This window comes from Micromonospora sp. DT44, from assembly GCF_049841635.1.
Classification (GTDB): domain Bacteria; phylum Actinomycetota; class Actinomycetes; order Mycobacteriales; family Micromonosporaceae; genus Micromonospora.
This window is the reverse complement of the sequence record NZ_JBNCKS010000025.1, coordinates 75,166-96,694: the sequence shown is the minus strand read 5'-3', so window position 1 is coordinate 96,694 and position 21,529 is coordinate 75,166. Positions and strand designations below refer to the sequence as shown.

Sequence of the window (21,529 nt, the reverse complement as noted above, 5' to 3'; positions counted from 1 at the left end):
AACTGGCACACCGGCCAACCGGTCATGCGATCCCTGACCGCCTACGACCACTGACCCCTTGGAATCGATCATCTAGGTCCGCGAGGATCCGGCGGGCGGCGTTGTGGCCGGCGGCGCCGATCACGCTGCCGGCCGGGTGGCAGCCGGCGCTGCCCGCGTACACGCCGTCGATGCCGGTGGCGTAGGGCATCCGGTCGGTGAACGAGACGGTGTTGTCGACGTGGTGGATGTGCCCGCCGGAGATGCCGAAGTGCGCCTCGATGCCGGGTGGCGGCAGCGGCACCGCGTCGGCGATCAGGTCGGCGGTGCCGGGGGCGTACCGTTCGACGATCTCGATGAGTCGGTCGACGTAGCCGGGCAGTTCCGCGTCCCAGGTGGTGCCGGTCAGCTCGTAGGGCACCGACTGGACGAACAGCGCCGACGAGTGGTGCCCGGCGGCGTCGGAGAGCGACGGGTCGACGGTGGTGTGCAGGTACCACTCGATGGTCGGCTCGGCCGGCAGCCGCCCGGCCTGCACGTCCGTCCACATGTCGCGCAGCGCGGTCATCGGCGATGGGGCGTCGCCGCCGACCAGCGACGCGGAGCCGGGCAGCAGGTGGATGGTCGACCCGAACGGGCTCGGCGCGTCGGCCGGCAGGCAGGAGAAGCGGGGCAGGCCGCTGAGCGCCAGGTTGAGCTTGAGGGTGGTGCCGGGCCGGCGGACCGCCGCCATCCGTTCGCCGAGTCGCGCCGGGAGCGCGCCGTCGGGCAACAGCTCCATCAGGGTGTACGGGTCACACGCGCCGAGCACCACCTTCGCCGCGACCTGCCGGCCGTCGGCCAGTACGACGCCGCTGGCCGCGCCGCCGTCGAGGGTCACCGCGCTCACCGGCGTACCCGTTGCGATGGTGGCCCCGGCGGCGCGTGCGGCGTCGGCGAACGTCCGCGAGACGGTGCCCATGCCGCCCTCGGCGATCATCCAGGTGCCGCCCGAGCCGGGTAGCCGGCACATGTTGTGCACGAGGAAGTTGTGGCCCGTCCCGGGGTCGTCCGGGCCGGCGTTGAGGCCGGAGAGGCCGTCGGTGACGGCGTACATGCTGATCAGCAGTTCGGATCGGAACTCGAAGCGGGCCAGGTAGTCGGCGACCGACCCGCGGACCAGGTCGACGAAGACCTGCCGCAGTGCCGGGCGGACGTGGCGCTCGGCGGTCTCCTCGACGCTCAGGGGCTCGGCCAGCCAGGCGGGGGCGAGGTCTTCGCGTAGCGCGGCGAGCTCGGCCTGCATGGCGTCGTCAGCGGCCACGTCGGCGGGGGAGAAGAACTCGGTGAGCTGCGCCCGGGTGGCGGCGGTGTCACTGCCGAAGAGCAGGTACGGCGAGCCGAGGCCACCCGGCGTGGGCAGGAAGTAGTGCGGGTCGCGGCGCAGCACCGGGATGCGTACGTCGAGGGTGGCGAGCAGCTCCGGTGGCATCAGCCCGAGCAGGTACGAGCCGGTGGAGTGGCGCAGCCCCGGCACCTTCGGGAACGGGTTCTCGGTGCGGGTCGCGCCACCGATCACGTCGGCGGCCTCCAGCACGAGGACGTCCAGGCCGGCGCGGGCCAGCAGAACTGCGGAGACCAGACCGTTGTGCCCGCTCCCGACGACGACGACGTCAACCCGAGCCGGAATCTCACCACTCATGCCGCCGCAGCCTAGTCCCACCCCCCACCCCCCACCCCCCGGCCACCCCACCGCCCGCTGCAACCCGGTGATCAAGAGGTTCGCGTCAGGAAAAGCCGTCCGGATGACGCGAACCTCTTGATCAACCGCGGTGGGTGGGGAGGTGGACCGTGAAGGTTGAGCCTTTTGTGGGGGTGCTCTCGGCCTCGACCGTGCCCTCGTGGGCTTCCACCAACTTACGGACTATGGCCAGGCCCAGGCCGCTGCCGCCGGTCTGCCGGCTGCGGGACTTCTCCGCCCGCCAGAAGCGGTCGAACACCCGGGGCAGATGCTCGGCGCTGATGCCGCTGCCCGTGTCGGCGACGGCGATCCTCACCTGCCCGTCGGCCGACCCGGCGCTGATGGTGACACTCCCGCCGGTCGGAGTGTGGCGTACCGCGTTGCCGACCAGGTTGCCGACGACCTGACGCAGTCGCACCGGGTCGGCGTACACCTGCGGGTCGGCATCGAGGAGCACCGAGAGCGTCACGCCGGCCCGGTCGGCCTGCACGCGGTACGCCTCGGCCACCTGGCCCAGCAGGTCGGCGAGGTAGACCGTCTCGGGGTGCAGCCGCAGCGCGCCCGCCTCCGCCTCGGCGAGATCCTGCAGGTCGGCGATCACGTGTTGCAGCAACGTCGCCTCCTCCAGCAGCGACGACACCAACCTCCGGTCCAGCGGTGCGACGCCGTCCTCGGCGGCCTCCAACCAGCCCCGGATCGTGGTGACCGGGGTGCGGAGCTCGTGGGCGATGTCGCTGACCATGGCGCGACGGAGCTGTTCGAGGCGTTCGCGTCGTTCGGACATGTCGTTGAACGCCTCCGCCAGCCGGGCGATCTCGTCCCGACCGGTGACGCGGACACGGGCCGCGCCGTCGCCGTCGCGCATCCGCTGGGCAGCACCGGTCAGCGCGTGCAGCGGACGGGTCAGCCGGACACCGGCCAGCACCGTGACACCGACGGTCACCAGCAGCACCAGACCGGCGACCGCCACGATGCGGGCCTGGTTGGCGCGGGACAGGTCGAAGGTCGTGGTGGGCCGACCGCCCGGATCGGAGACGAACAGGGTCGCCGCCGGGGCGACGTACGGGAGAAGTTGTTCCCTGCGGCTGGTGCCCAGACAGGCGTTGACCGCCTGGCTGTGGCCCTGGTCGGCCTCGGTGACGTCCGCGCGGCTGCTCCGCGCGGGGGCGGGCGGCGTCTTCCACGTCCAGTCCAGGTCGACGGTCACGGGCGCCAGTTTGCGACGGGCCAGGCAGGTGTTCACCAACGCGTTGAGCTGCGCCAGGCCCTTGCTCTCGGTGGCGGTCGGGTTGGCCAGTTTCTCCCGCGACTCGACGCAGACGGCGTCGTCGCCCAGCTCGGTGCCGGGGGTCTCGATCCGGGGTCGGCCGGTCGGGCCCTGCGCCACGACGGCCGCGATTCTGGGCCGTACTCGCAGGCACAGCACGGCCTGGTCCGCCCGGTTGAGCAGTGTGCGGCGCTCGTCGGGCGGGAGCAGGTACGGGCCGGCGGCGCGGGGGTCGATGCGCGCGGCGTCGACGGCCCCGGGGGAGCCCGGGGTCAGGGTGGTGTCGACGGCGAGCGCGTCGATGGTCGCGGAGGGCTTGGTGGGCAGCGGACCGGCCTGCGGCGCCGAGTCGGCGAGTGGCGTGCCCGACTCGGTGGTCAGCGTGATGCGTCGGCCCACCTGCTCGGCGAGCGGTCGCAGGGCGGTGTCGACACCGTCCCAGCTCGGGTGGGTCGCCGCGTAACCGATCAGGGTGTCGTAGATGCGGGCGTCGTCGGCGAGCGCCTGGCCCTGTTCCTGCCGGATCGCCCCGGTCGTGGTGCGGACGGCCAGCCAGGCCGTGGCGGCGATCGAGCCCACGGCGATGAGGACGGCCAGCGCGAGCAACCGGAGCAGCAGGCTGCGGTGCAGCGGCACCTCACGCCGCATGGTGGCTCGCCTCCGCCAGCTTGTAGCCGACGCCGTAGACGGTCAGCAGGCGGACCGGTCGGCGCGGGTTCGGCTCGATCTTCCGGCGCAGGTTCATGACGTGGACGTCGACGGTCCGGCCGGTGATGTACTTGTCGAAGCCGTGCAGGTGGCTGAGGAGCTGGTCCCGGGTGAAGGCCCGTCCCGGCTGGGCGGCCATCGCCTGGAGCAGTTGGAACTCGCCCGGCGTGCAGTCGACGCGTCGTCCGTCGACGCGTACCTCGTGGCGGATCGGGTCGACGTGCAGGTCGCCGACCCGCAGCACCGGGTCGGTCGCGTGCGTCGTCCGCTGGCCCCGGCGCAGCAGCGTCCGTACCCGGGCCACCAGCTCGCGGGGGCTGTACGGCTTCGTCATGTAGTCGTCGGCGCCCAGGTCGAGGCCGAGCAGCAGGTCGTCCTCGGTGGCGCGGGCGGTCAGCATGAGCACGGGCAGGTCGGATTCCCGGCGCAGGATGCGGCAGACGTCCAGGCCGTCGACCTTCGGCATCATCACGTCGAGGATCAGCAGGTCCGGCGGGCGCTGGCGAAGGTGCTCCAGGGCGGCCCGCCCGTCGCCGACGACGACGACCGTGTGCCCCTCCCGCTCCAGGTAGCGGCGGACCAACTCGGCCTGCTTCTCGTCGTCCTCGGCTATCAGCACCCGCGCGGTCACGGCAGCGACTGTACGTGTTGCGGGCCGTCCTGAACCGCCGTCGGCGACGCCCGTGAGCTGGGGCTACCGGATGAGGACCGCTTCCTGACAGGTCTCTGACAACTGTTCGTGAGGCTGCCGCCATGACGAACGCACCACGACGAGCCGGGTTCGCCGCGCTCACCCTGTTCGCCACCGTCCTCGCCGGCTGCGGCGGTGAGAAGTCCGCCGCCGAGGGCGCCGCCGACGTCGCCTCCCTCGCCACGGCGTCCGCCACGCCGAGCGCCTCCACGTCCGGCGCCTCCACGTCCGGCGCGGCCACGATCGGTCGGCCGCAGTTGCGGCTGGACACGACCGACGACGAGGAGAACCGGCTCTGGTACGCGTACCACCTCTGCCTGCGGGACAACGGCGTGAAGGAGAACAAGGGCCGCTCGGCCGGTGCTACGGGGAGCGGCCCGGGCATCTCCCTCGACCAGAGTGGCGAGCCGAAGGCGGCGTACGTGGCGTGCGCCAACAAGCTGCCCCTTCAGCCGCCGGAGCTGGACGAGAAGAGGAACCCGAACTACGAGAGCCAGTGGAACGACTACGTGCAGTGCCTACGGGGTCGCGGCATGAAGATCCACTCGCTCCCGGACGGCTCCGGCTGGACGTACGACGACGGGGTCGCCGACCCGTCGGGCGGCTTCGACGGACCGGCGCTCTCGAAGGTGGAGCGCGAGTGCACGATGGAGGCCTTCGGTGGACGGTAGGCCGAAGCGGCGGACCGCGCTCGTCGCGGCCCTGGTGACAGTCGTGGTCGCCGTCGGCGCGGGCGTCACGGCGCTGACCCTGCGGCGGCACGACGACGGTACGGCGAGCGGCCCGCCGCCGGTGACGACGGCCACGGTGACCCGCACCGACCTGTCGGACAGCCGCTCTCTCGACGGGACGCTCGGCTTCGGCCCGGAGCGGGTGGTCAAGGGCGCCGGCGAGGGCGTCGTCACCCGCCTGCCGAAGGTCGGTGACACGGTGGTCCGTGGCAAGCCCCTGTACTGGGTCGACGACCGGCCGGTGCCGGTGCTGTTCGGCGGCACCCCGCTCTTTCGTACCCTCGACAAACCCGGCCTGGTGGGCAGCGACGTGCTGATCGTGCGGGACAACCTGAGGGCGCTCGGGTACGCCATCGGCACGCAGCCGACCCGTTCGAAGGACGGCACGAAGATCGGCCCGGGTCGGGCCCTGCTCACCGACACGCTGGTGGCCGCGATCAAGAAGTGGCAGCAGGCGCTCGACGTGGAGCCCACCGGCCGGATCGAGGTCGGGCAGGCGGTCGTGCTGCCGGGGCCGGTCCGGGTGAGCGCGGTGAAGGCCCTGCCCGGTGACCCGGTCGGCGGCGAGTTGGTGGCCGTCACCGAGAAGGTCAAGCTGGTGACCGTCGCGGTCGAGGCGACCGAGGTCGGCAGCATCCGGGTGGGTGCGACTGTCGCGATCACCCTGCCCGACACGACCGAGGTCCCCGGTCGGGTCGCCTCGATCTCCCACACGGTGCAGGGCGCAGGCCCGGACGCGGGGGCCGGTCAGGCCGGCCCACCCAAGGTGGACGTCCTCGTCACGCCGGCCAGGGCGTCGGACGTGGGGAAGCTGGACGCGGCGTCGGTCCAGGTCACGTTCACCACGAGCGCCCGCCGGAACGTGCTGGCCGTACCGGTCGGCGCGCTGGTGGCGCTCCGCGAGGGCGGGTACGCCCTCCAACTGCCCGACGGCGGGCTGCTGGCCGTGGAGACCGGGATGTTCTCCCGGGGGCTCGTCGAGGTCAGCGGGGACGGTGTCACCGAGGGGCTCACGGTGGTGACCGCCGCGTGAGCACGGTCATCCCCTTCCCGGTCCGGGACGCGCCGACCGAGGTGATCCCGGCGTACGCGGAACCGGTCCTGCAGCTCGACGGGGTGAGCCGGACGTACCCGGGCGGCGTGACCGCCCTGGACGACGTCTCGCTGACCGTACGCGCGGGAGAACTCCTCGCCATCGTCGGACCGTCCGGGTCCGGCAAGTCGACCCTGCTGAACATCATGGGCACGCTCGACCTGCCCACCAGCGGCCGGGTACGCGTCGCCGGGCAGGAGGTGACGGAGCTGTCCGACCGGCGGCTCTCCGCGTTGCGGGGCCGGTGGCTCGGCTTCGTGTTCCAGCAGTTCCACCTCGTCGGAGGGCTCGACGCCGCCGAGAACGTCGCCACCGGGCTGCTCTATGCCGGCGTACCCCGTCGTCGCCGTCGCCGTACGGCCGTCGACGCGCTGGCCCGGGTCGGCCTGGCGCACCGCGTCGACCACCTGCCGCACCAGCTCTCCGGCGGGGAACGCCAGCGGGTCGCCATCGCGCGAGCGCTGGTCAACGACCCGGCGCTGGTCCTGGCCGACGAGCCGACCGGAGCCCTGGACACCGCCAACGGCGAGGCGGTCCTGGCGCTGCTGCTGAGCCTGCACGCCGAGGGCACCACCATCGCCATGATCACCCACGATCGGGACCTCGCCGCCCGTACCCCTCGGCAGGTGGACATCCGCGACGGGCGGATCGTCTCCGACACCCTCGACAGGACGCATCGATGAGCACACCGACAGCGGCACCCGGCGGCCGGCCGCCCCGGCTCGCCCCGAGCGACGTACTCCGGCTCGGTCTGCTCGGGCTGACCAGCCGGCGGATGCGGGCGGCGCTGTCCGCCCTGGGCATCTCCATCGGCATCGCCACGATGACCGTCGTGGTCGGCATCCCGGCGTCCAGCCAACGCGACCTCATGAACCAGCTCTCCGCTCTCGGCACCAACCTGCTGCGCGCCGAACCCGTGCCGGACCAGGACCCGCCCGTGCTGCTGCCGGCGGAGTCGGTGGCGATGGTGGACCGGATCGGGCCCGTCGAGACGGTGAGCGCGGTCGCGAACACCCACGTCGCGGTCCGCCGCAACGACCTGGTGGACCGCTACGAAACGTCGGGACTCACGACCCTCGCCGCGCGTCCGGATCTGCTGGACACCGTCAACGGTCGGGTCCGCGTCGGCCGGTTCCTGGACGACGGCACGGCCCGGCTGCCGACCGCCGTCCTCGGCTACGTGGCCGCGAGCCGGCTCGGGTTCGCCACCGTCGACCCGGCCCGGCCGCCCCAGGTGCTCGTCGGCGAACGGTGGTTCACCGTGATCGGCGTACTCGATCCGCTGCCCATCGCTCCCGACCTGGACCGGTCGGTGCTGGTCGGCTGGGACGCGGCCCGGAACCTGCTCGGCTTCGACGGGCATCCCACCGTCGTGTACGTGCGGGCCCGCGAGGCCGCGCTGGAGGACGTGCGTGCCGTGCTGCCGGCCACCCTCGACCCGCAGTTGCCCGGACTGATCCAGGTCAGTCGCCCCTCGGACGCGCTCGCCGCCAAGCGGGCCACCGAGAACACGTTCTCCGCGCTGTTCCTCGGGCTGGCCGCCGTTGCGCTGCTGGTCGGTGGGATCGGGGTGGCCAACACCATGGTCATCTCGGTGCTGGAGCGCCGCCGGGAGATCGGTCTACGCCGGGCGCTCGGCGCGAACCGGGGCCAGATCCGGGTGCAGTTCCTCACCGAGTCGGTGCTGCTATCGGTGCTCGGCGGGGCCGCCGGAGCGGTGCTCGGCGTGCTCGCGACCGTCGGGTACGCCAGCTACCAGGGCTGGCCACCGACGATCCCGGTGACCTCGGTGGCCGGCGGCATCGCCGGCGCGATGCTGGTCGGGATGGCGGCGGGTGTCTACCCGTCGATCCGCGCCGCCCGCCTCACCCCCACCGAAGCGCTCGCCAGCGCGTGATCAGGTCGGCCGCTGGGCGCGCCAACGCGAGAGTGCCAGGGTCGCGGAGTAGCCGGCCAGGACGATCACGTGGAACACGTACAGCCACAGGAGCACGGCGACGCCCGCGCCGATCGGGTCGAAGCCTCCGAACGGCACGCCGAGGTCCAGCGGCAGGGACGCGAACAGCACGAAGCCGTGCAGGAACCCGGAGAGGTTGGCCGCCGTGAACGAACCGATGGCGAGGGTGGAGAGCCAGTCCGGCGATGCCGGCCCGACCACCCGGAACACCCACATCAGCACCGGTGTGAGCACCAGCCAGACCGCCAGGAAGGACAGCACGATGCCCAGCGCGCCGGCCCAGCCGCCCTGGCGCACCAGGCGGGTGGTCAGCGGCAACGCCAGCAGGATCGACAGCAGCAGCGCGGGCGCCGGCGCGAGCAGCGGCAGCAACAGCAGCCGACCCCGCCACCCCACCAGGTGCTCGTCGGTGCGCGGCGCCGCCACCGACACGAACGCCCGGCGCAGCCCTTCGCCGTACAGCGACGCGGGCAGCAGTGAGGCGAGGGCCAGCAGCGGGGTCAACTGCACCCCGGCGTCGACCAGCGCGGCCACCGCCCGGGGCGCGCCGATCGCCGTCGGCAGGGCCTCCACGGCGTACGACGTGAGCCGGCGTACCCGATCGGCGCCCGCGATCAGCGAGGTGAGCCAGAGGGCCAGCAGCGCCACCGGGACCACGGCGATCGCCCCGTAGAAGGTGATCGCCGCGGCGTGCAGCGACAGGTCGCGTCCGCGCACCGGACGGAACGCGGCACTGATGATCCGTTTCGCGCGCTGCCAACCGCTGCCCATCGGCTTCTCCTTCCCTTTCGTGCGGGCAATCACTCCCCAAGATCGCCGTTCATGACCGTTGTCACCGGCCGGCGCACCGACTGGTACGGCGGCGAGGCGCTGGAGACCTTCACCCGGCGCTGACCCGCGAGCAAGCCCATCAATAGTCACGTAGGTCGAAGTGTTGACGCTCCCGTAGCACATCAGTAACATTTGGCCAAACTCGTGCAAGATTTCGACAAAGGGATGCTCGGTTTCGTGCATCTCTTCGGAAATCCTCGCTAATCGTGTCTTGCATGTCGCCGCACCCCTCACCCCCACCCGCGGTCACCCCCGCCCGCGGCAACCGTCCCCCGACGACAGGACAGTCATGAGACGACGAGCGACACTGTTCAGGATGGTGGCGGCGACAGTCGCGACCACGCTGATCGCGACCGCCCTCGCGAACCCGGCCCTCGCCACTCCGGCCGCCGCCGCCCGCCCCGCCGACCAACCGGCCGCCGCCAGCAGCGCCGTCGCCGCGGCGGCCACCAACCTTGCCCAGGGTCGTCCCACCCAGGAGAGCGGGCACGCCGACGTCTACGACTCGTCGAAGGTCGTCGACGGCAACGCGGGCAGCTACTGGGAGAGCGTCAACAACTCGTTCCCCCAGTGGGTGCAGGTCGACCTCGGCTCGTCGCAGTCGGTCAACCAGGTCGTGCTGAAGCTGCCGACCTCGGGCTGGGGCACCCGTACGCAGACGTTGAGCGTGCGGGGCAGCGCCGACGGCTCGTCGTTCACCGACCTGGCCGGGTCGCAGACGTACACCTTCAACCCGGCGAGCGGCAGCACCGCCACGATCAACTTCAGCGCCACCTCCACCCGCTACGTCCGGATCACCATCACCGCCAACAGCGGCTGGCCGGCCGGGCAGCTCTCCGAGCTGGAGGTGTACGGCAGCGGCGGCACCACCCCCGACACCACCGCGCCGAGCGCGCCCGGCAACCTCTCGTACACCCAGTCGGGCACCACCATCAGCCTCGCCTGGGTCGCGTCCACCGACAACTCCGGCGGTAGCGGCGTCGCCGGCTACGACGTCTACCGCAACGGCGCGTTCCTCCAGTCCGTCGGGACCGTGACCACGTTCAACGACACGCAGCCCACCACGGCGACCGTGTCGTACTACGTCCGGGCGCGCGACGCCGCCGGCAACGTCTCCGGCAACAGCAACACGGTGACCCGCACCGGCAGCGGTGACACCACCGCGCCGAGCGTGCCGGGGACGCTGTCGCAGAGCACGTCGGGCAGCACGATCACGCTCACCTGGGGCGCCTCCACCGACACCGGTGGCAGTGGCCTGGCCGGCTACAACGTCTACCGGGGCGGCAGCCTGATCGCGACGCTGGGCACGGTCCTCACCTATCAGGACAGCCAGCCCGCGACCGCGACCGTCTTCTACTACGTCCGCGCCCGCGACGGCGCCGGCAACCTGTCCGGCAACAGCAACACCGTCACCCGGACCGGGAGCAACCCCCCGGCCTGCACGAACGTGGCGCAGGGCAAGAGCATGACGGCGAGCGGCTCCACCTTCACCTTCACCCCCGACAAGGCGAACGACGGGCAGCTCGGCACCTACTGGGAGGGCGCGGTCAGTTACCCGCAGAACCTCACCGTGGCGCTCGGCGCGAACCACTCGGTCTCCGGCGTCACCGTGAAGCTCAACCCCGACTCGTCCTGGGGCACCCGTACCCAGACGATCCAGGTCCTCGGCCGCGACCAGGCGTCGTCGTCGTACACCAGCCTGGTGTCGGCGGCGGCCTACCAGTTCGTCCAGGGCGTCAACACGGTGACCATTCCGGTCAGCGCGACCACGGCGGACGTGCAGTTGCGGTTCACCGGCAACACCGGCGCTCCGTCCGGCCAGGTGGCCGAGTTGGAAGTCTGCGGCACGCCGGCCCCCAACCCGGACCTGGTCGTCAGCTCGCTGTCCTGGTCACCGACGTCGCCCAGCGAGGTCTCCGCGATCACGCTCTCGGCCGTCGTGCAGAACATCGGCACCGCCGCCGCGGCGGCCACCACGGTGAACTTCAGCCTGGCCGGGGCGCTCGTCGGCAGCGCCACGGTGGGCGCGCTCGCCGCCGGTGCCTCGACGACCGTGTCGTTCAACGCGGGTACGCGACCGATGGGCAGCTACGCCGTGTCGGCGGTGGTCGACCCGACCAACACGGTCGTCGAGCAGAACAACGGCAACAACAGCCTCACCGCGGCGTCGCCGCTGGTGGTGGCGCAGGCGCCGGGGCCTGACCTGCAGGTGCTGAGCATCGCCTCGAACCCGCCCAACCCGGCCGTCGGGGCGTCCGTCACCTTCACCGTGGCGGTCCGCAACCGGGGCACCACCGCGACCGGCGCGACCACCGTCACCCGACTGGTGGTGGGCGGCACCACGCTCAACACGAACACCGCCTCGATCGCCGCCGGCGCGACGACCACCGTGGCCGTCAACGGCACCTGGACCGCCACCAGCGGCGGCGCGACCATCACCGCCACCGCCGACGCCACAAACGTGGTCGCCGAGACCAACGAGGGCAACAACACCTTCAGCCAGTCCATCGTGGTGGGACGCGGCGCGGCGGTGCCGTACGTCTCGTACGAGGCGGAGGCCGGCCGTTACTCGGGCACGCTGCTGGAGCCCGACGCGCTGCGCACCTTCGGGCACACGAACTTCGCCAGCGAGTCCTCGGGCCGCAAGTCGGTACGCCTCACCGGCACCGGCCAGTTCGTCGAGTTCACCTCGGCCAACCAGGCCAACGCGATCGTGGTGCGCAACTCCATCCCGGACGCGCCCGGTGGCGGCGGCATCGAGGCGACCATCAGCCTCTACGTCAATGACGTCTTCTCCCGCAAGCTGACCCTGTCGTCGAAGCACAGCTGGCTCTACGGCGACACCGACGGGCCGGAGGCGCTGACCAACACCCCGCAGGCCGAGGCCCGACGGCTGTTTGACGAGTCGAACGCGCTGCTGTCGCAGTCGTACCCGGCGGGCACCCGGTTCAAGTTGCAGCGCGACTCGGGCGACACCGCCTCGTTCTACGTCATCGACATGATCGACCTGGAGCAGGTGGCACCGGCGGCGAGCCAGCCGGCCGGCTGCACGTCGATCACGCAGTACGGCGCGGTCCCGAACGACGGGCTCGACGACACCGCCGCCATCCAGCGGGCCGTGACCGACGACCAGAACGGCGTCATCAGCTGCGTCTGGATCCCCGCCGGTCAGTGGCGGCAGGAGCAGAAGATCCTGACCGACGACCCGCTGAACCGGGGTACGCACAACCAGGTCGGCATCAGCAACGTCACCATCCGGGGCGCCGGCATGTGGCACTCGCAGCTCTACACGCTGACCGAGCCGCAGAACGTGGTGGGCGGCATCAACCACCCGCACGAGGGCAACTTCGGGTTCGACATCGACAAGAACACCCAGATCTCCGACATCGCCATCTTCGGCTCCGGCCGGATCCGGGGCGGTGACGGTAACGCCGAGGGTGGCGTCGGTCTGAACGGCCGGTTCGGCACCGGCACCAAGATCAGCAACGTCTGGATCGAGCACGCGAACGTCGGCGTCTGGGTGGGACGCGACTACGACAACATCCCCGACCTGTGGGGGCCGGCCGACGGGCTGGAGTTCAGCGGCGTGCGGATCCGCGACACGTACGCCGACGGCATCAACTTCAGCAACGGCACGCGCAACTCGCGGGTGTTCAACTCGTCCTTCCGGACCACCGGCGACGACGCGCTCGCCGTCTGGGCCAACCCGTACGTGAAGGACCGCAGCGTCGACATCGCGCACGACAACCACTTCGTCAACAACACCATCCAGTTGCCGTGGCGGGCGAACGGCATCGCCATCTACGGCGGCTACGACAACTCGATCGAGAACAACCTGGTCTACGACACCGCCAACTACCCGGGCATCATGCTGGCGACCGACCACGACCCGCTGCCGTTCTCCGGCACGACGCTGATCGCCAACAACGGGCTCTACCGCACCGGTGGCGCCTTCTGGAACGAGGACCAGGAGTTCGGTGCCATCACCCTGTTCCCCTCGACCAGGGACATCACCGGCGTCACCATCCGGGACACCGACATCGTCGACTCGACGTTCGACGGCATCCAGTTCAAGAACGGTGGCGGCAACATGCCGAACGTCGCCATCACCAACGTACGGATCGACAGGTCGAACAACGGCGCCGGCATCCTCGCGATGAGCGGCGCACGAGGCAACGCCAACCTGACGAACGTGACCATCACGAACTCGGCCGACGGCAACATCGTCATCCAGCCGGGCTCGCAGTTCGTCATCAACGGCGGCTAACCCGCCGCTTGATCAACACGGTTTCAATGAAATCGGGGTGTCCGCGGCTCGCGGACACCCCGATTTTCATGAACCCGAGTCGATCGCCATTGCGCAGGGGCCGTCGTGGGCGTCGGGCCGCCGGCACCGGCCCGCGCCGTCGAGCCGGGCGTCACAGAACACGCGGGTACGCAGAAACTGAGCGTCCTCCTCGCTGAGCGTGGTCTCGCCGAAGTCGATGACGGCGAGGTGACCGAGCGAGTCGCGCAGTGCCACGGCCAGGGCGGTGACCTCGTCGAGGCTGGTCAGCGTGGTCGGCAGGTGGATGATCCACCGTGGCGCGGTCACCGCCGGCTCCCGGTGGTCGGGCGCTGCCGGGCTGCGGTGGCTCACCGCAGTACGACCGTTCCTCCTGCGATCAACGTCTGCACCTGCTCAGCGGTGAGGCCGCGCCGTTCCAGGACTCGGCGGCCCCAGCGGTGCAGCCGGCACGGGTGTGCTGCCTCGTCCTTGCGACAACGCGCACCGTCAGGCGGCTCGGGGACATGCAGGGTGATCGCCCTCAGCGCGAACACGACGTCCTCCGTGGTCACGTGGGGCGGCAGTGGCAGATCGTCGATGGGGCCCATGGTCCTCCCGTCCGGGCGGCTACCTCGACGAGCGCTATACCTCACCGGAATAAATATCACTCTGAGGTATAACGCTCACGCGAGTGACTGCCCCGAGCTGTCGTCCGGTCATCCACGATGCTCATTCCACTACTGGTCCAGCGCAATCTTTTGGAGAAGAATGCGGACCAAGGGACGAGGTGTCTTACGCGACGACAGTCAGGGAGATGACGTGGACGACTCCGGCAGCACAGTTCCACGAAGGCAGCTCGGCAGATATCTGAGAGAGCTTCGCGAAAACGCGTACGTCACGGTTACCGCGGCGGCCAAGGAATTGGAATGGTCGGCACCCAGGATCTGGCGGTACGAGACCGGCCAGGTCTCCATGCACCCGAACGACGTGGCGGCCATGTGCCGCGTCTACGGCGCGTCCCCGGAGACGATCGAGACGATGCGGGCGCTCGCGCGGGAAACCAAGGCGCACGGTTGGTGGCACAGCTACGGCGAAGCGATCAAGGACTGGTTCAAGCTCTACGTCGGCCTGGAGGCCGCCGCCACCCGCATCCGCAAGTACGAGGCGGACCTCATCCCCGGGTTGTTGCAGACGGTCGAGTACATGACCGAGGTCATCGCCACCGACCACCCGCAGATGAGCGAGGCGGATCGCCAGGCGAAGGTGGACGTGCGGCTGCGCCGGCAACGGTTGCTGGCCCGTGCGATACCGCGCGCTCCGCGCCTCGACGTCATCCTGGGCGAGGCGGTGCTGCGCCGACCACTGCGGGATCGCGCGGCCATGGGCCGGCAGTTGGATTCCCTGGTGGTGTCGTCGCGACAACACAACATCGCCGTCCGGGTGCTGCCGCTCGACGCCGGCCTCGTGCGCTGGGCGCAGGCCGGCACCTTCACCATGCTCGACTTCCCGTCCGACGTGCGCGAGCCGGAGCCGACCACGATCTACATGGACGGTCCGTGCGGCGCGGTCTACCTTGACAAGTCCCACGAGATTGAGATCTACGAGGATGCCTGGCGCTCCCTCGGCGAGCGGGCGCTGAGCGCCGACGAGTCCCGTGAGCTGATCGCGGCCATAGCGAAGGAGATGACCGATGGAGCGTGACGGAGTCTGGCGGACGTCGACCCGGTCCGGCGGCGAGGGCGACTGCGTCGAGGTGGCGGGTTTCGCCGAAATGGTCGGCGTACGCGACAGCAAGGACCGGCAGGGGCCGACGCTGACCTTCACCGAGTCGGCCTGGGCGAACTTCATCGCGTCGACCCGAGCGGGGCGGTTGGACATCCCGAGCTGAGCGGGCCGGAGTGGGCTCCGGTGTTTGGCGTTATCCGCCGGAGCCCACGCGAAAATCAGCTCATCGGCAGGCCAAGCTGCTGGGCGACCGCCTTGCCGTCGCGTGCGGCGAACGGATCGTAGGGTCGCTGGCCGGCGGCAATCTCGGCGTTGAGCGCCAGCAGGCGCTTCGCGATATCATTCTTGTCCTGAGCCGTCGCCGTCGGCCAGCCGTAAGAGGCGGCGACCGCCTCGTCCAGCTCGCGGTGGAGCTTCTTGAGGTCGGTGTAAGCGCCCTCGTCCACCAGGTTGTAGAGCTTGGTCAACCCGAACTGCTGCTCAGCGCAGATCTCCTGCCGGCGGGCGATCATTCGTCGGCTCGCCTCGGCCACCCGCTCCCGCTGCTCGTCGCTCACCGGGTAAGGCCATGGGAACGGCAGGAACGCCGAGGTCGGCGTGTACCGGAGGTCACCCTTCAGGGTCGACGACTGGGACCAGGCCCATGCGCTGTGGATGGATGATGACAGGACGCCCATCGAGTAGTCGTCGTCAAGGGCGAAGACATTCGTCAGGTTGCTCGGACAGGTCCATGGCTCGCACCAGGCCAACAGCAGTCGCTTGCCCTGAGCTTGTGACGCGATGTACCGCGGAAGGCCGGCGAGCGCTGTCCGCATTCCTACAGCCTGCTCACCAAAGAGCCACCACTTGTCACGCCTTGCCTTGCGGTTGTTGCTGTCCCGGAGAGGCTTGACGCGTTCCCGGACGATCTGTAGCGCGGCCGGATACTTCATCGCGGCTTCCAGGGGACGTTGCGCAAAGTCGATGGCCCATCGGGTCGGGCGCTGCGCCGGATTGTCGGCGATGTCGTCCCCAACAAGGTAGGGGCGGACGACATCGGGGTAGGTCGCTTCCTTCGCGGCGAGAAGGCGGCTCGCTTCTTGCTCCGTGATAATGAAGCCGTCCCCCACCGGTATCGGCCCTTGGAAGCACCGGCCCTTGTTGGCCAGTAGGGGCAGCGCTTCGGCGGTAGAGAAGCCTGGGACCTTCAGCTCGGCGGTGATGCCGCTGACGGGCTCGTTGTCGAGGATGAACTCGGTCGGTGGTTGATTCGGTGACTTGACCCAGTTGACCAGGCTGACGTGGACCTTCGCCTCGCCCGGCCAGGTCTGGCTGGAGACTGCGTCGGTGATTACGCCTCCGTTGGCGGTGACGTACTCCAGGCTGGCGGAGCGGGCCCGGTTCTGCGAGATCGAGTTGGTGCCGACCAGGCCAGCTCGTTGGCCCGGCTTGAGGTGCTGGTTGGCACGGCGGAACCAGTACACGCAGAAGTCTTTGATGCCGACACCGAACGTGTTGGTCAGCCACTTGAGGTAGTCGTCGCCGTGGGCTTCCCGCATGTACTGCGAGCCCAGAAACGGCGGATTGCCGACGATGCAATCAGTCTCCGGCCAGGTGACCCGCAACGCATCCTGCGTTCTGATCGAGCCGAGACTGACCAGCGGCAGCGGTGGCTCGGCCGCGCCGTATTTCTCGATCATCTGCCGGTGGCCCATCCACAGGGTGACCCGGGCCACGGCGGTGGCCATCGGCACGACGTCGATGCCCTGCATGTTGGCCAGCGGGAAGTACGGCAGTCCGGTCGGCACGGGCAGACCCGAGGACTTGGCCAGCTCGGTGATTCGCTCTTTTAACGTGTATTCGAGATGCCGCAGTTCCCGGTATGCCACGTAGAGGAAGTTGCCGCAGCCGCAGGCTGGGTCGAGCACCCGAAACCCGCAGAGTTCCTCCAGCAGGGCAACGCCTTCGTCGGGCGTGGTTGCCGCTTCGATTCGGGCTCGCCACGGCTTGACGATGGTCGGCCGGACGATCTTCAGGATGTCGATCTCGTGCGTGTAGTGGGCGCCGAGGGCGCTCCGGTCGCTGCTCAGGAAGCCCTCGATGAGCGACCCGAAGATGGTCGGATCGACCTGCCTCCAGTTGTACTCCGCAATCCGCAGCAGCTCGCGGGCCTCGTCCTTGGTCAGGTGCACCAGGGCCGGCTGGTTGAAGAGATCTCCGTTGACGTACTGGGTGCCCTTCAGTACGCCCTGCCGGCCATGGTCGTTGGGATCGTTGAGCGAGGTGAACAGGCCGCCAAGCATCAGATACGACGACCAGACGTCGCCGACCTCGGTAAGGAACTTCAGCGTCTGCTCGGTCGGTCGCCCCTCGATCATGCCGTAGTCCTCGGCGAAGAAAAGCCAGACCATTTGCAGGATGAACCGTTGGATCGACTCGGGCGGGGCAGCCTCCCGGTCGAGGAGGCCCTGATAGACATTGGCCACCGCGATGGCAGCAGCCTTGGTCAGCTCCCGGTTGCTGTGGTGGAACAGCGGTTCGTCTCCGGCGAGCACCATCAGCGACTCGTACCGGTCGGGTAGCTCGGCGAGGTCGAAGGCCGTCAGCGGGGCGTTCGGATATTGACCCGGTTCCCAGATCTCAAAGCGATGGAACGAGCACAGCACCACGAACTTGGGTGCCGGCCGTCCAACACTCACGTCTGCTGAATTGTGCCAGTAGTCCAAGGCCTGCTTGCGATGCTGATCGAGGCGAGTGGTCTCCTTCGGTGCCTTCATCTCGACGATGAGCAGGCCCGGGAGGTGCAGATCCATGATCCCGGTGGACGAGTGAGCATCCTCGAAGAGTGCGCCGGCGTCCTTGCGGTCACGGCCGTAACACTCGAACAACTCGTTCAGGTAGGTCTGCGCCTCCGAGCGCTCCGTGCCGGCGTAGGTCTGCCACCGCCCGACGAACTTGATCAGTGCTGCCCGGATCTGCTCACCACTGCGCATGGTCAGAAGAGCTTAGGTGAATCCGCAGAGAAGTAGGCGCCCTGAAACAGGTCCTTGCGGGCAATTTCCAAGTTGCGGGCGGCAGTGTCCAGCATCCGAGCGAGGTCGTCGCAGCCGACCGTCATGGCGGCGGTCCGCTTCGCCCGCTCCGTCCGTTTGATGGCCTGCTCGATGTTGAGGAGGGCCTCGGAGACCTCGCGGAGTCCGGCCTCGCGGGCGGCTTGCTCGGGAGTATGGTCAAGATCAGACATGTGTGGTCCTTTCGGGGCGAGCAGCCTCAGCCTACGGTCTGACAGAGCCCACACGCGAGCAGCGGTGACCTGGGGAACGCCGGACCCACTGTGCGTCGCTTCGGACCGAGCCCTGGCAGCCTTAGGGCATGCCCCGGAAGTCTTTCGACGCGCTGGGCTGGCGCGTCGATAGGTGGACGGCCAGGGCAGCGCTTGATCTTCTGCCCGAGAACAACGGCCCGCGGGTGGAGGTAATGCGCGGCTGCGTCGTCGTCACCCCTTCTGGATGCCTCTACCGGCGAACGCTTCAACGGGAACTCGGCTACCTGTTGAAGCAGGCGGCCCGCCGGGCGGCATTGTGGCTCTACCACGAGGTGAACATCGTCTTTCTCGACGCTCCGGGCGGCGGCCGAACGACCATGGAGATCAACCACGCCGTGCTTCTCGGGGAGATCGTCTCTCCCGGGAACCGGCGCAAGGACACCATCGACCGCCCGCGTGAGTACGCCGCCGCCGGTGTGCCGTTCTTCCTGCGCGTCGACCTGCGTAATCGAGTGCCCACCATCGCGTTGTACGAGCTGACCGAGGGCGAGTACCGGCCGGTGGCCGCCGCTGCGGCCGGGACGCGTTTCGTCATGCGGGAGCCGTTCGAGTTCTCGATCGACCCGGCCGACCTGCTCGGCGAGGAGGCGGCACCCGACCAGCCCGGCGCGGAGGGGTGACGCCTACAAGCCCGTGATCGACTCGCTTTCCTTGAAGGCGGGCCGTCCGGGTGGCGCGGATGCCCCGACTTCCATGAACCCGAGTCGATCACGGCCGGGGGCCGCGCGAAGGGTGGCTGAGGCTCCCAGCGGGCACACAGCGGCGGTGGGGGAGAATGGCCCGGTGACTTCCCCCCGCGATCTTGTTCTGCTCGGGTCCACCGGTTCGATCGGCACACAGGCCATCGACATCGTCCGGCGCAACCCGGACCGGTTCCGGGTGGTGGCGATCGGGGCGGGTGGCGGCAACGTCGAGTTGCTCGCCGCGCAGGCCCTGGAGCTGGGCGTCGAGGCGGTCGGGGTGGCCAAGGCGTCCGCCGCGCAGGACCTGCAACTCGCGTTCTACGCCGAGGCGAGCCGGCGCGGCTGGGCCACCGGCGACTTCAAGCTTCCCAAGATCGTGGCCGGGCCGGACGCCATGACCGAGCTGGCGCAGTGGCCGTGCGACGTTGTGCTCAACGGGGTGGTCGGCTCGCTGGGCCTCGCTCCTACGCTGGCCGCTCTGCGCGGTGGTCGTACTCTCGCGTTGGCCAACAAGGAGTCGCTCGTGGCCGGCGGCCCGCTGGTCAAGGCCGCGGTGACGCGGCCGGGGCAGATCGTCCCGGTCGACTCGGAGCACTCGGCGCTCGCGCAGTGTCTGCGGTCCGGGTCGCGCGGTGAGGTGCGGCGGCTGGTCGTCACGGCCAGCGGCGGTCCGTTCCGGGGGCGGGGGCGGGGGCGCGACGAGTTGACGCAGGTCACACCCGAGCAGGCGCTCGCGCACCCGACGTGGAACATGGGGCCGGTCGTCACGATCAACTCGGCGACCATGGTCAACAAGGCGCTCGAGGTGATCGAGGCGCACGAGCTGTTCGACGTGCCCTACGCCGACATCACCGTCATGGTGCACCCGCAGTCGGTGATCCACTCGATGGTCGAGTTCGTGGACGGGTCGACGATCGCCCAGGCCAGCCCACCGGACATGCGACTGCCGATCGCGCTCGGCATCGGCTGGCCGGACCGGGTGCCCGAGGCTGCCGCCGCCGTCGACTGGACGGCCGCGCACACCTGGGAGTTCGCGCCGCTGGACGACGAGGCGTTCCCGGCCGTGGCGCTCGCCAAGGCCGCCGGGGAGGCCGGACGCTGCCGCCCGGCGATCTACAACGCGGCGAACGAGGAGTGCGTGGCGGCGTTCGTGGCCGGGCGGCTGCCGTTCCTCGGCATCGTCGACACCCTCGGACGGGTGTTGGAGGAGGCTCCGGACTTCGGCGAACCAGGTACCGTCGAGGACGTGCTCGCGGCCGAGTCGTGGGCGCGCGCGCACGCGCAGGAGATCATCGCGGGTTCGGTGGAAGGAGCTTGATGTCTAACCTGCTCGGGGTGGTCCTCTTCGCCCTGGCCATTCTCATCTCGGTCAGCCTGCACGAGGCGGGTCACATGCTGACCGCCAAGGCGTTCGGGATGAAGGTCACGAAGTACTTCGTCGGTTTCGGCCCCACCATCTGGTCGTTCCAGCGGGGCGAGACCGAGTACGGAATCAAGGGCATCCCCCTCGGTGGCTTCTGCAAGATCGTCGGGATGACGCCGAACGACGACGATGTCGACCCGGCCGACGAGCCGCGCGCGATGTGGCGCTTCCCGGTGTGGAAGCGCACGATCGTCATGTCCGCGGGCTCGATCACCCACTTCGCGCTGGCGCTCGTCACCATCTGGCTGGCGGCCGTCACCCTCGGCCTGCCCAATCCCAAGTTCCCCACGAACGACGCGCAGGTCCGGCAGGAGCCGGCGGTGATCTCGCTCTCCGACTGCGTGATGCCGAAGATCGACCAGCGCGCCTGCGCCCCCGGTGACCCGGCCAGCCCGGCGGCCCAGGCCCAGCTTCGCGACGGCGACCGGATCACCTCACTCAACGGCAAGCCGGTGAACAACTACGGTGAGATGCTCACCGGGCTGCGCGCGTTGAAGCCCGGCGAGACCGTGAAGATCGGGTACGTCCGCGACGGCCAGGCCGCCGAGACCAGCACCGTGCTGGCCCAGACGGAGCGTCCGCCGCTCGACAACCCGAAGGGCACCATCGGTCCGGTCGCCGCGCTCGGCGTCGGGCTCACCATCACCACCCCGAACCTCGTCACGTACGGTCCGGTCGCCGCGTTCGGCGCCACCGGCGACTTCACCCGCGGGCTGGCCGTCGGCACCGTCGAGGCGTTGCAGCGGCTGCCGCAGAAGGTCCCCGCGCTGTGGACCGCCATCACCGGCGGCGAACGTGACGTGGACACCCCGATCAGCGTGGTCGGGGCCAGCCGCCTCGGCGGCGAGGCGGTCGCCCACGGGGCCTGGCTGATGTTCGTCCTGCTCTTCATCTCGCTGAACTTCTTCATCGGCGTGTTCAACCTGCTCCCGCTGCTCCCCCTGGACGGCGGCCACATCGCCATCGCCTGGTTCGAGCGGGCCCGCTCCTGGCTCTACGCGCGGATCGGCCGGGCCGACCCGGGTCGGGTGGACTATCTCAAGCTGATGCCCTTCACGTACGCGGTGATCCTGATCGGTGGCGTGTTCACGCTGCTGACCATCACCGCGGACGTCGTCAACCCGATCACGCTCTTCCCAAGGTGAGTGCT

General features: G+C 69.8%; 18 protein-coding genes. 10 read left to right on the top strand and 8 right to left on the bottom strand.

The window, feature by feature from the left end:
* Window positions 1-22: 22 nt before the first annotated feature.
* The 3 genes from ACLQ25_RS16560 to ACLQ25_RS16550 all read right to left on the bottom strand — a co-directional run bounded on the left by ACLQ25_RS16560 (window position 23) and on the right by ACLQ25_RS16550 (window position 4,305).
* Window positions 23-1,660 (bottom strand): phytoene desaturase family protein, encoded by a 1,638-nt coding sequence (locus ACLQ25_RS16560; RefSeq protein ID WP_425731758.1) that lies wholly within the window; start codon window positions 1,658-1,660, stop codon window positions 23-25.
* A gap of 121 nt (window positions 1,661-1,781) precedes the next feature.
* Window positions 1,782-3,614 (bottom strand): HAMP domain-containing sensor histidine kinase, encoded by a 1,833-nt coding sequence (locus ACLQ25_RS16555; RefSeq protein ID WP_425731757.1) that lies wholly within the window; start codon window positions 3,612-3,614, stop codon window positions 1,782-1,784.
* Window positions 3,604-4,305, bottom strand: a complete 702-nt coding sequence (locus ACLQ25_RS16550; protein ID WP_425731756.1) for a response regulator transcription factor — start codon at window positions 4,303-4,305, stop codon at window positions 3,604-3,606. The genes ACLQ25_RS16555 and ACLQ25_RS16550 overlap by 11 nt, the downstream gene beginning before the upstream one ends.
* A gap of 122 nt (window positions 4,306-4,427) precedes the next feature.
* Here ACLQ25_RS16550 and ACLQ25_RS16545 point away from each other — a divergent pair, with 122 nt between their 5' ends.
* Genes ACLQ25_RS16545 through ACLQ25_RS16530 form a run of 4 tightly spaced genes read left to right on the top strand, consistent with a single transcriptional unit; the run spans window position 4,428 to window position 8,086 of the window.
* The gene (locus tag ACLQ25_RS16545) at window positions 4,428-5,036 is read left to right on the top strand and encodes a hypothetical protein (RefSeq protein ID WP_425731755.1); all 609 of its coding nucleotides are present in this window, start codon (window positions 4,428-4,430) and stop codon (window positions 5,034-5,036) included.
* A complete protein-coding gene (locus tag ACLQ25_RS16540) occupies window positions 5,026-6,129 on the top strand; it encodes an efflux RND transporter periplasmic adaptor subunit (RefSeq protein ID WP_425731754.1) in 1,104 nt (367 codons plus the stop codon). The genes ACLQ25_RS16545 and ACLQ25_RS16540 overlap by 11 nt, the downstream gene beginning before the upstream one ends.
* A 44-nt stretch (window positions 6,130-6,173) precedes the next feature.
* Window positions 6,174-6,872, top strand: coding sequence for an ABC transporter ATP-binding protein (locus tag ACLQ25_RS16535; protein ID WP_425731762.1), 699 nt, complete (start codon window positions 6,174-6,176; stop codon window positions 6,870-6,872).
* On the top strand, window positions 6,869-8,086 hold the full coding sequence (locus ACLQ25_RS16530) for an ABC transporter permease (RefSeq protein ID WP_425731753.1): 1,218 nt from the start codon (window positions 6,869-6,871) through the stop codon (window positions 8,084-8,086). Before ACLQ25_RS16535 ends, ACLQ25_RS16530 begins: the two co-directional genes overlap by 4 nt.
* On the opposite strand, the gene ACLQ25_RS16525 is transcribed toward ACLQ25_RS16530, so the two are convergent.
* A complete protein-coding gene (locus tag ACLQ25_RS16525) occupies window positions 8,087-8,917 on the bottom strand; it encodes a YhjD/YihY/BrkB family envelope integrity protein (protein ID WP_425731752.1) in 831 nt (276 codons plus the stop codon).
* 376 nt (window positions 8,918-9,293) lie between these two features.
* On the opposite strand from ACLQ25_RS16525, the gene ACLQ25_RS16520 reads away from it, so the two are divergent.
* Complete coding sequence (locus tag ACLQ25_RS16520) at window positions 9,294-13,244, top strand: CARDB domain-containing protein (protein ID WP_425731751.1); 3,951 nt, start codon at window positions 9,294-9,296, stop codon at window positions 13,242-13,244.
* A gap of 66 nt (window positions 13,245-13,310) precedes the next feature.
* Here ACLQ25_RS16520 and ACLQ25_RS16515 read toward each other — a convergent pair whose 3' ends face one another.
* Complete coding sequence (locus ACLQ25_RS16515) at window positions 13,311-13,571, bottom strand: hypothetical protein (protein WP_425731750.1); 261 nt, start codon at window positions 13,569-13,571, stop codon at window positions 13,311-13,313.
* Between the two features lie 41 nt (window positions 13,572-13,612).
* Complete coding sequence (locus tag ACLQ25_RS16510; RefSeq protein ID WP_425731749.1) at window positions 13,613-13,852, bottom strand: hypothetical protein; 240 nt, start codon at window positions 13,850-13,852, stop codon at window positions 13,613-13,615.
* Window positions 13,853-14,063: 211 nt separating this feature from the next.
* On the opposite strand from ACLQ25_RS16510, the gene ACLQ25_RS16505 reads away from it, so the two are divergent.
* Both ACLQ25_RS16505 and ACLQ25_RS16500 read left to right on the top strand, forming a co-directional pair.
* A complete protein-coding gene (locus tag ACLQ25_RS16505; RefSeq protein ID WP_425731748.1) occupies window positions 14,064-14,945 on the top strand; it encodes a helix-turn-helix domain-containing protein in 882 nt (293 codons plus the stop codon).
* The gene (locus ACLQ25_RS16500; RefSeq protein ID WP_425731747.1) at window positions 14,935-15,132 is read left to right on the top strand and encodes a DUF397 domain-containing protein; all 198 of its coding nucleotides are present in this window, start codon (window positions 14,935-14,937) and stop codon (window positions 15,130-15,132) included. The genes ACLQ25_RS16505 and ACLQ25_RS16500 overlap by 11 nt, the downstream gene beginning before the upstream one ends.
* Window positions 15,133-15,187: 55 nt before the next feature.
* On the opposite strand, the gene ACLQ25_RS16495 is transcribed toward ACLQ25_RS16500, so the two are convergent.
* Window positions 15,188-17,941, bottom strand: a complete 2,754-nt coding sequence (locus tag ACLQ25_RS16495; RefSeq protein ID WP_425731746.1) for a DNA methyltransferase — start codon at window positions 17,939-17,941, stop codon at window positions 15,188-15,190.
* 2 nt (window positions 17,942-17,943) lie between these two features.
* Entirely contained in the window at window positions 17,944-18,192 is a 249-nt protein-coding gene (locus ACLQ25_RS16490) for a hypothetical protein (protein WP_139586617.1), read from the bottom strand.
* A 128-nt stretch (window positions 18,193-18,320) separates the two neighbouring features.
* Here ACLQ25_RS16490 and ACLQ25_RS16485 point away from each other — a divergent pair, with 128 nt between their 5' ends.
* The 3 genes from ACLQ25_RS16485 to ACLQ25_RS16475 all read left to right on the top strand — a co-directional run bounded on the left by ACLQ25_RS16485 (window position 18,321) and on the right by ACLQ25_RS16475 (window position 21,524).
* Complete coding sequence (locus ACLQ25_RS16485; RefSeq protein WP_425731745.1) at window positions 18,321-18,893, top strand: Uma2 family endonuclease; 573 nt, start codon at window positions 18,321-18,323, stop codon at window positions 18,891-18,893.
* A 163-nt stretch (window positions 18,894-19,056) separates the two neighbouring features.
* Window positions 19,057-20,274: a 1-deoxy-D-xylulose-5-phosphate reductoisomerase gene (gene dxr, locus ACLQ25_RS16480; RefSeq protein ID WP_425731744.1), complete on the top strand. Its 1,218-nt coding sequence runs from the start codon at window positions 19,057-19,059 to the stop codon at window positions 20,272-20,274.
* Window positions 20,274-21,524: a M50 family metallopeptidase gene (locus ACLQ25_RS16475; RefSeq protein WP_425731743.1), complete on the top strand. Its 1,251-nt coding sequence runs from the start codon at window positions 20,274-20,276 to the stop codon at window positions 21,522-21,524. The genes dxr and ACLQ25_RS16475 overlap by 1 nt, the downstream gene beginning before the upstream one ends.
* Window positions 21,525-21,529: the final 5 nt, after the last annotated feature.

Excerpts from the sequence above, each read along its gene's own strand:
- ACLQ25_RS16555 (WP_425731757.1), bottom strand. The coding sequence starts at position 3,614 with ATGCGGCGTGAGGTGCCGCTGCACCGCAGCCTGCTGCTCCGGTTGCTC.
- ACLQ25_RS16475 (WP_425731743.1), top strand. The coding sequence starts at position 20,274 with ATGTCTAACCTGCTCGGGGTGGTCCTCTTCGCCCTGGCCATTCTCATC.
- ACLQ25_RS16560 (WP_425731758.1), bottom strand. The coding sequence starts at position 1,660 with ATGAGTGGTGAGATTCCGGCTCGGGTTGACGTCGTCGTCGTCGGGAGC.
- ACLQ25_RS16485 (WP_425731745.1), top strand. The coding sequence starts at position 18,321 with ATGCCCCGGAAGTCTTTCGACGCGCTGGGCTGGCGCGTCGATAGGTGG.
- ACLQ25_RS16520 (WP_425731751.1), top strand. The coding sequence starts at position 9,294 with ATGGTGGCGGCGACAGTCGCGACCACGCTGATCGCGACCGCCCTCGCG.
- ACLQ25_RS16500 (WP_425731747.1), top strand. The coding sequence starts at position 14,935 with ATGGAGCGTGACGGAGTCTGGCGGACGTCGACCCGGTCCGGCGGCGAG.
- ACLQ25_RS16510 (WP_425731749.1), bottom strand. The coding sequence starts at position 13,852 with ATGGGCCCCATCGACGATCTGCCACTGCCGCCCCACGTGACCACGGAG.
- ACLQ25_RS16525 (WP_425731752.1), bottom strand. The coding sequence starts at position 8,917 with ATGGGCAGCGGTTGGCAGCGCGCGAAACGGATCATCAGTGCCGCGTTC.
- ACLQ25_RS16490 (WP_139586617.1), bottom strand. The coding sequence starts at position 18,192 with ATGTCTGATCTTGACCATACTCCCGAGCAAGCCGCCCGCGAGGCCGGA.
- ACLQ25_RS16495 (WP_425731746.1), bottom strand. The coding sequence starts at position 17,941 with ATGCGCAGTGGTGAGCAGATCCGGGCAGCACTGATCAAGTTCGTCGGG.
- ACLQ25_RS16530 (WP_425731753.1), top strand. The coding sequence starts at position 6,869 with ATGAGCACACCGACAGCGGCACCCGGCGGCCGGCCGCCCCGGCTCGCC.
- ACLQ25_RS16545 (WP_425731755.1), top strand. The coding sequence starts at position 4,428 with ATGACGAACGCACCACGACGAGCCGGGTTCGCCGCGCTCACCCTGTTC.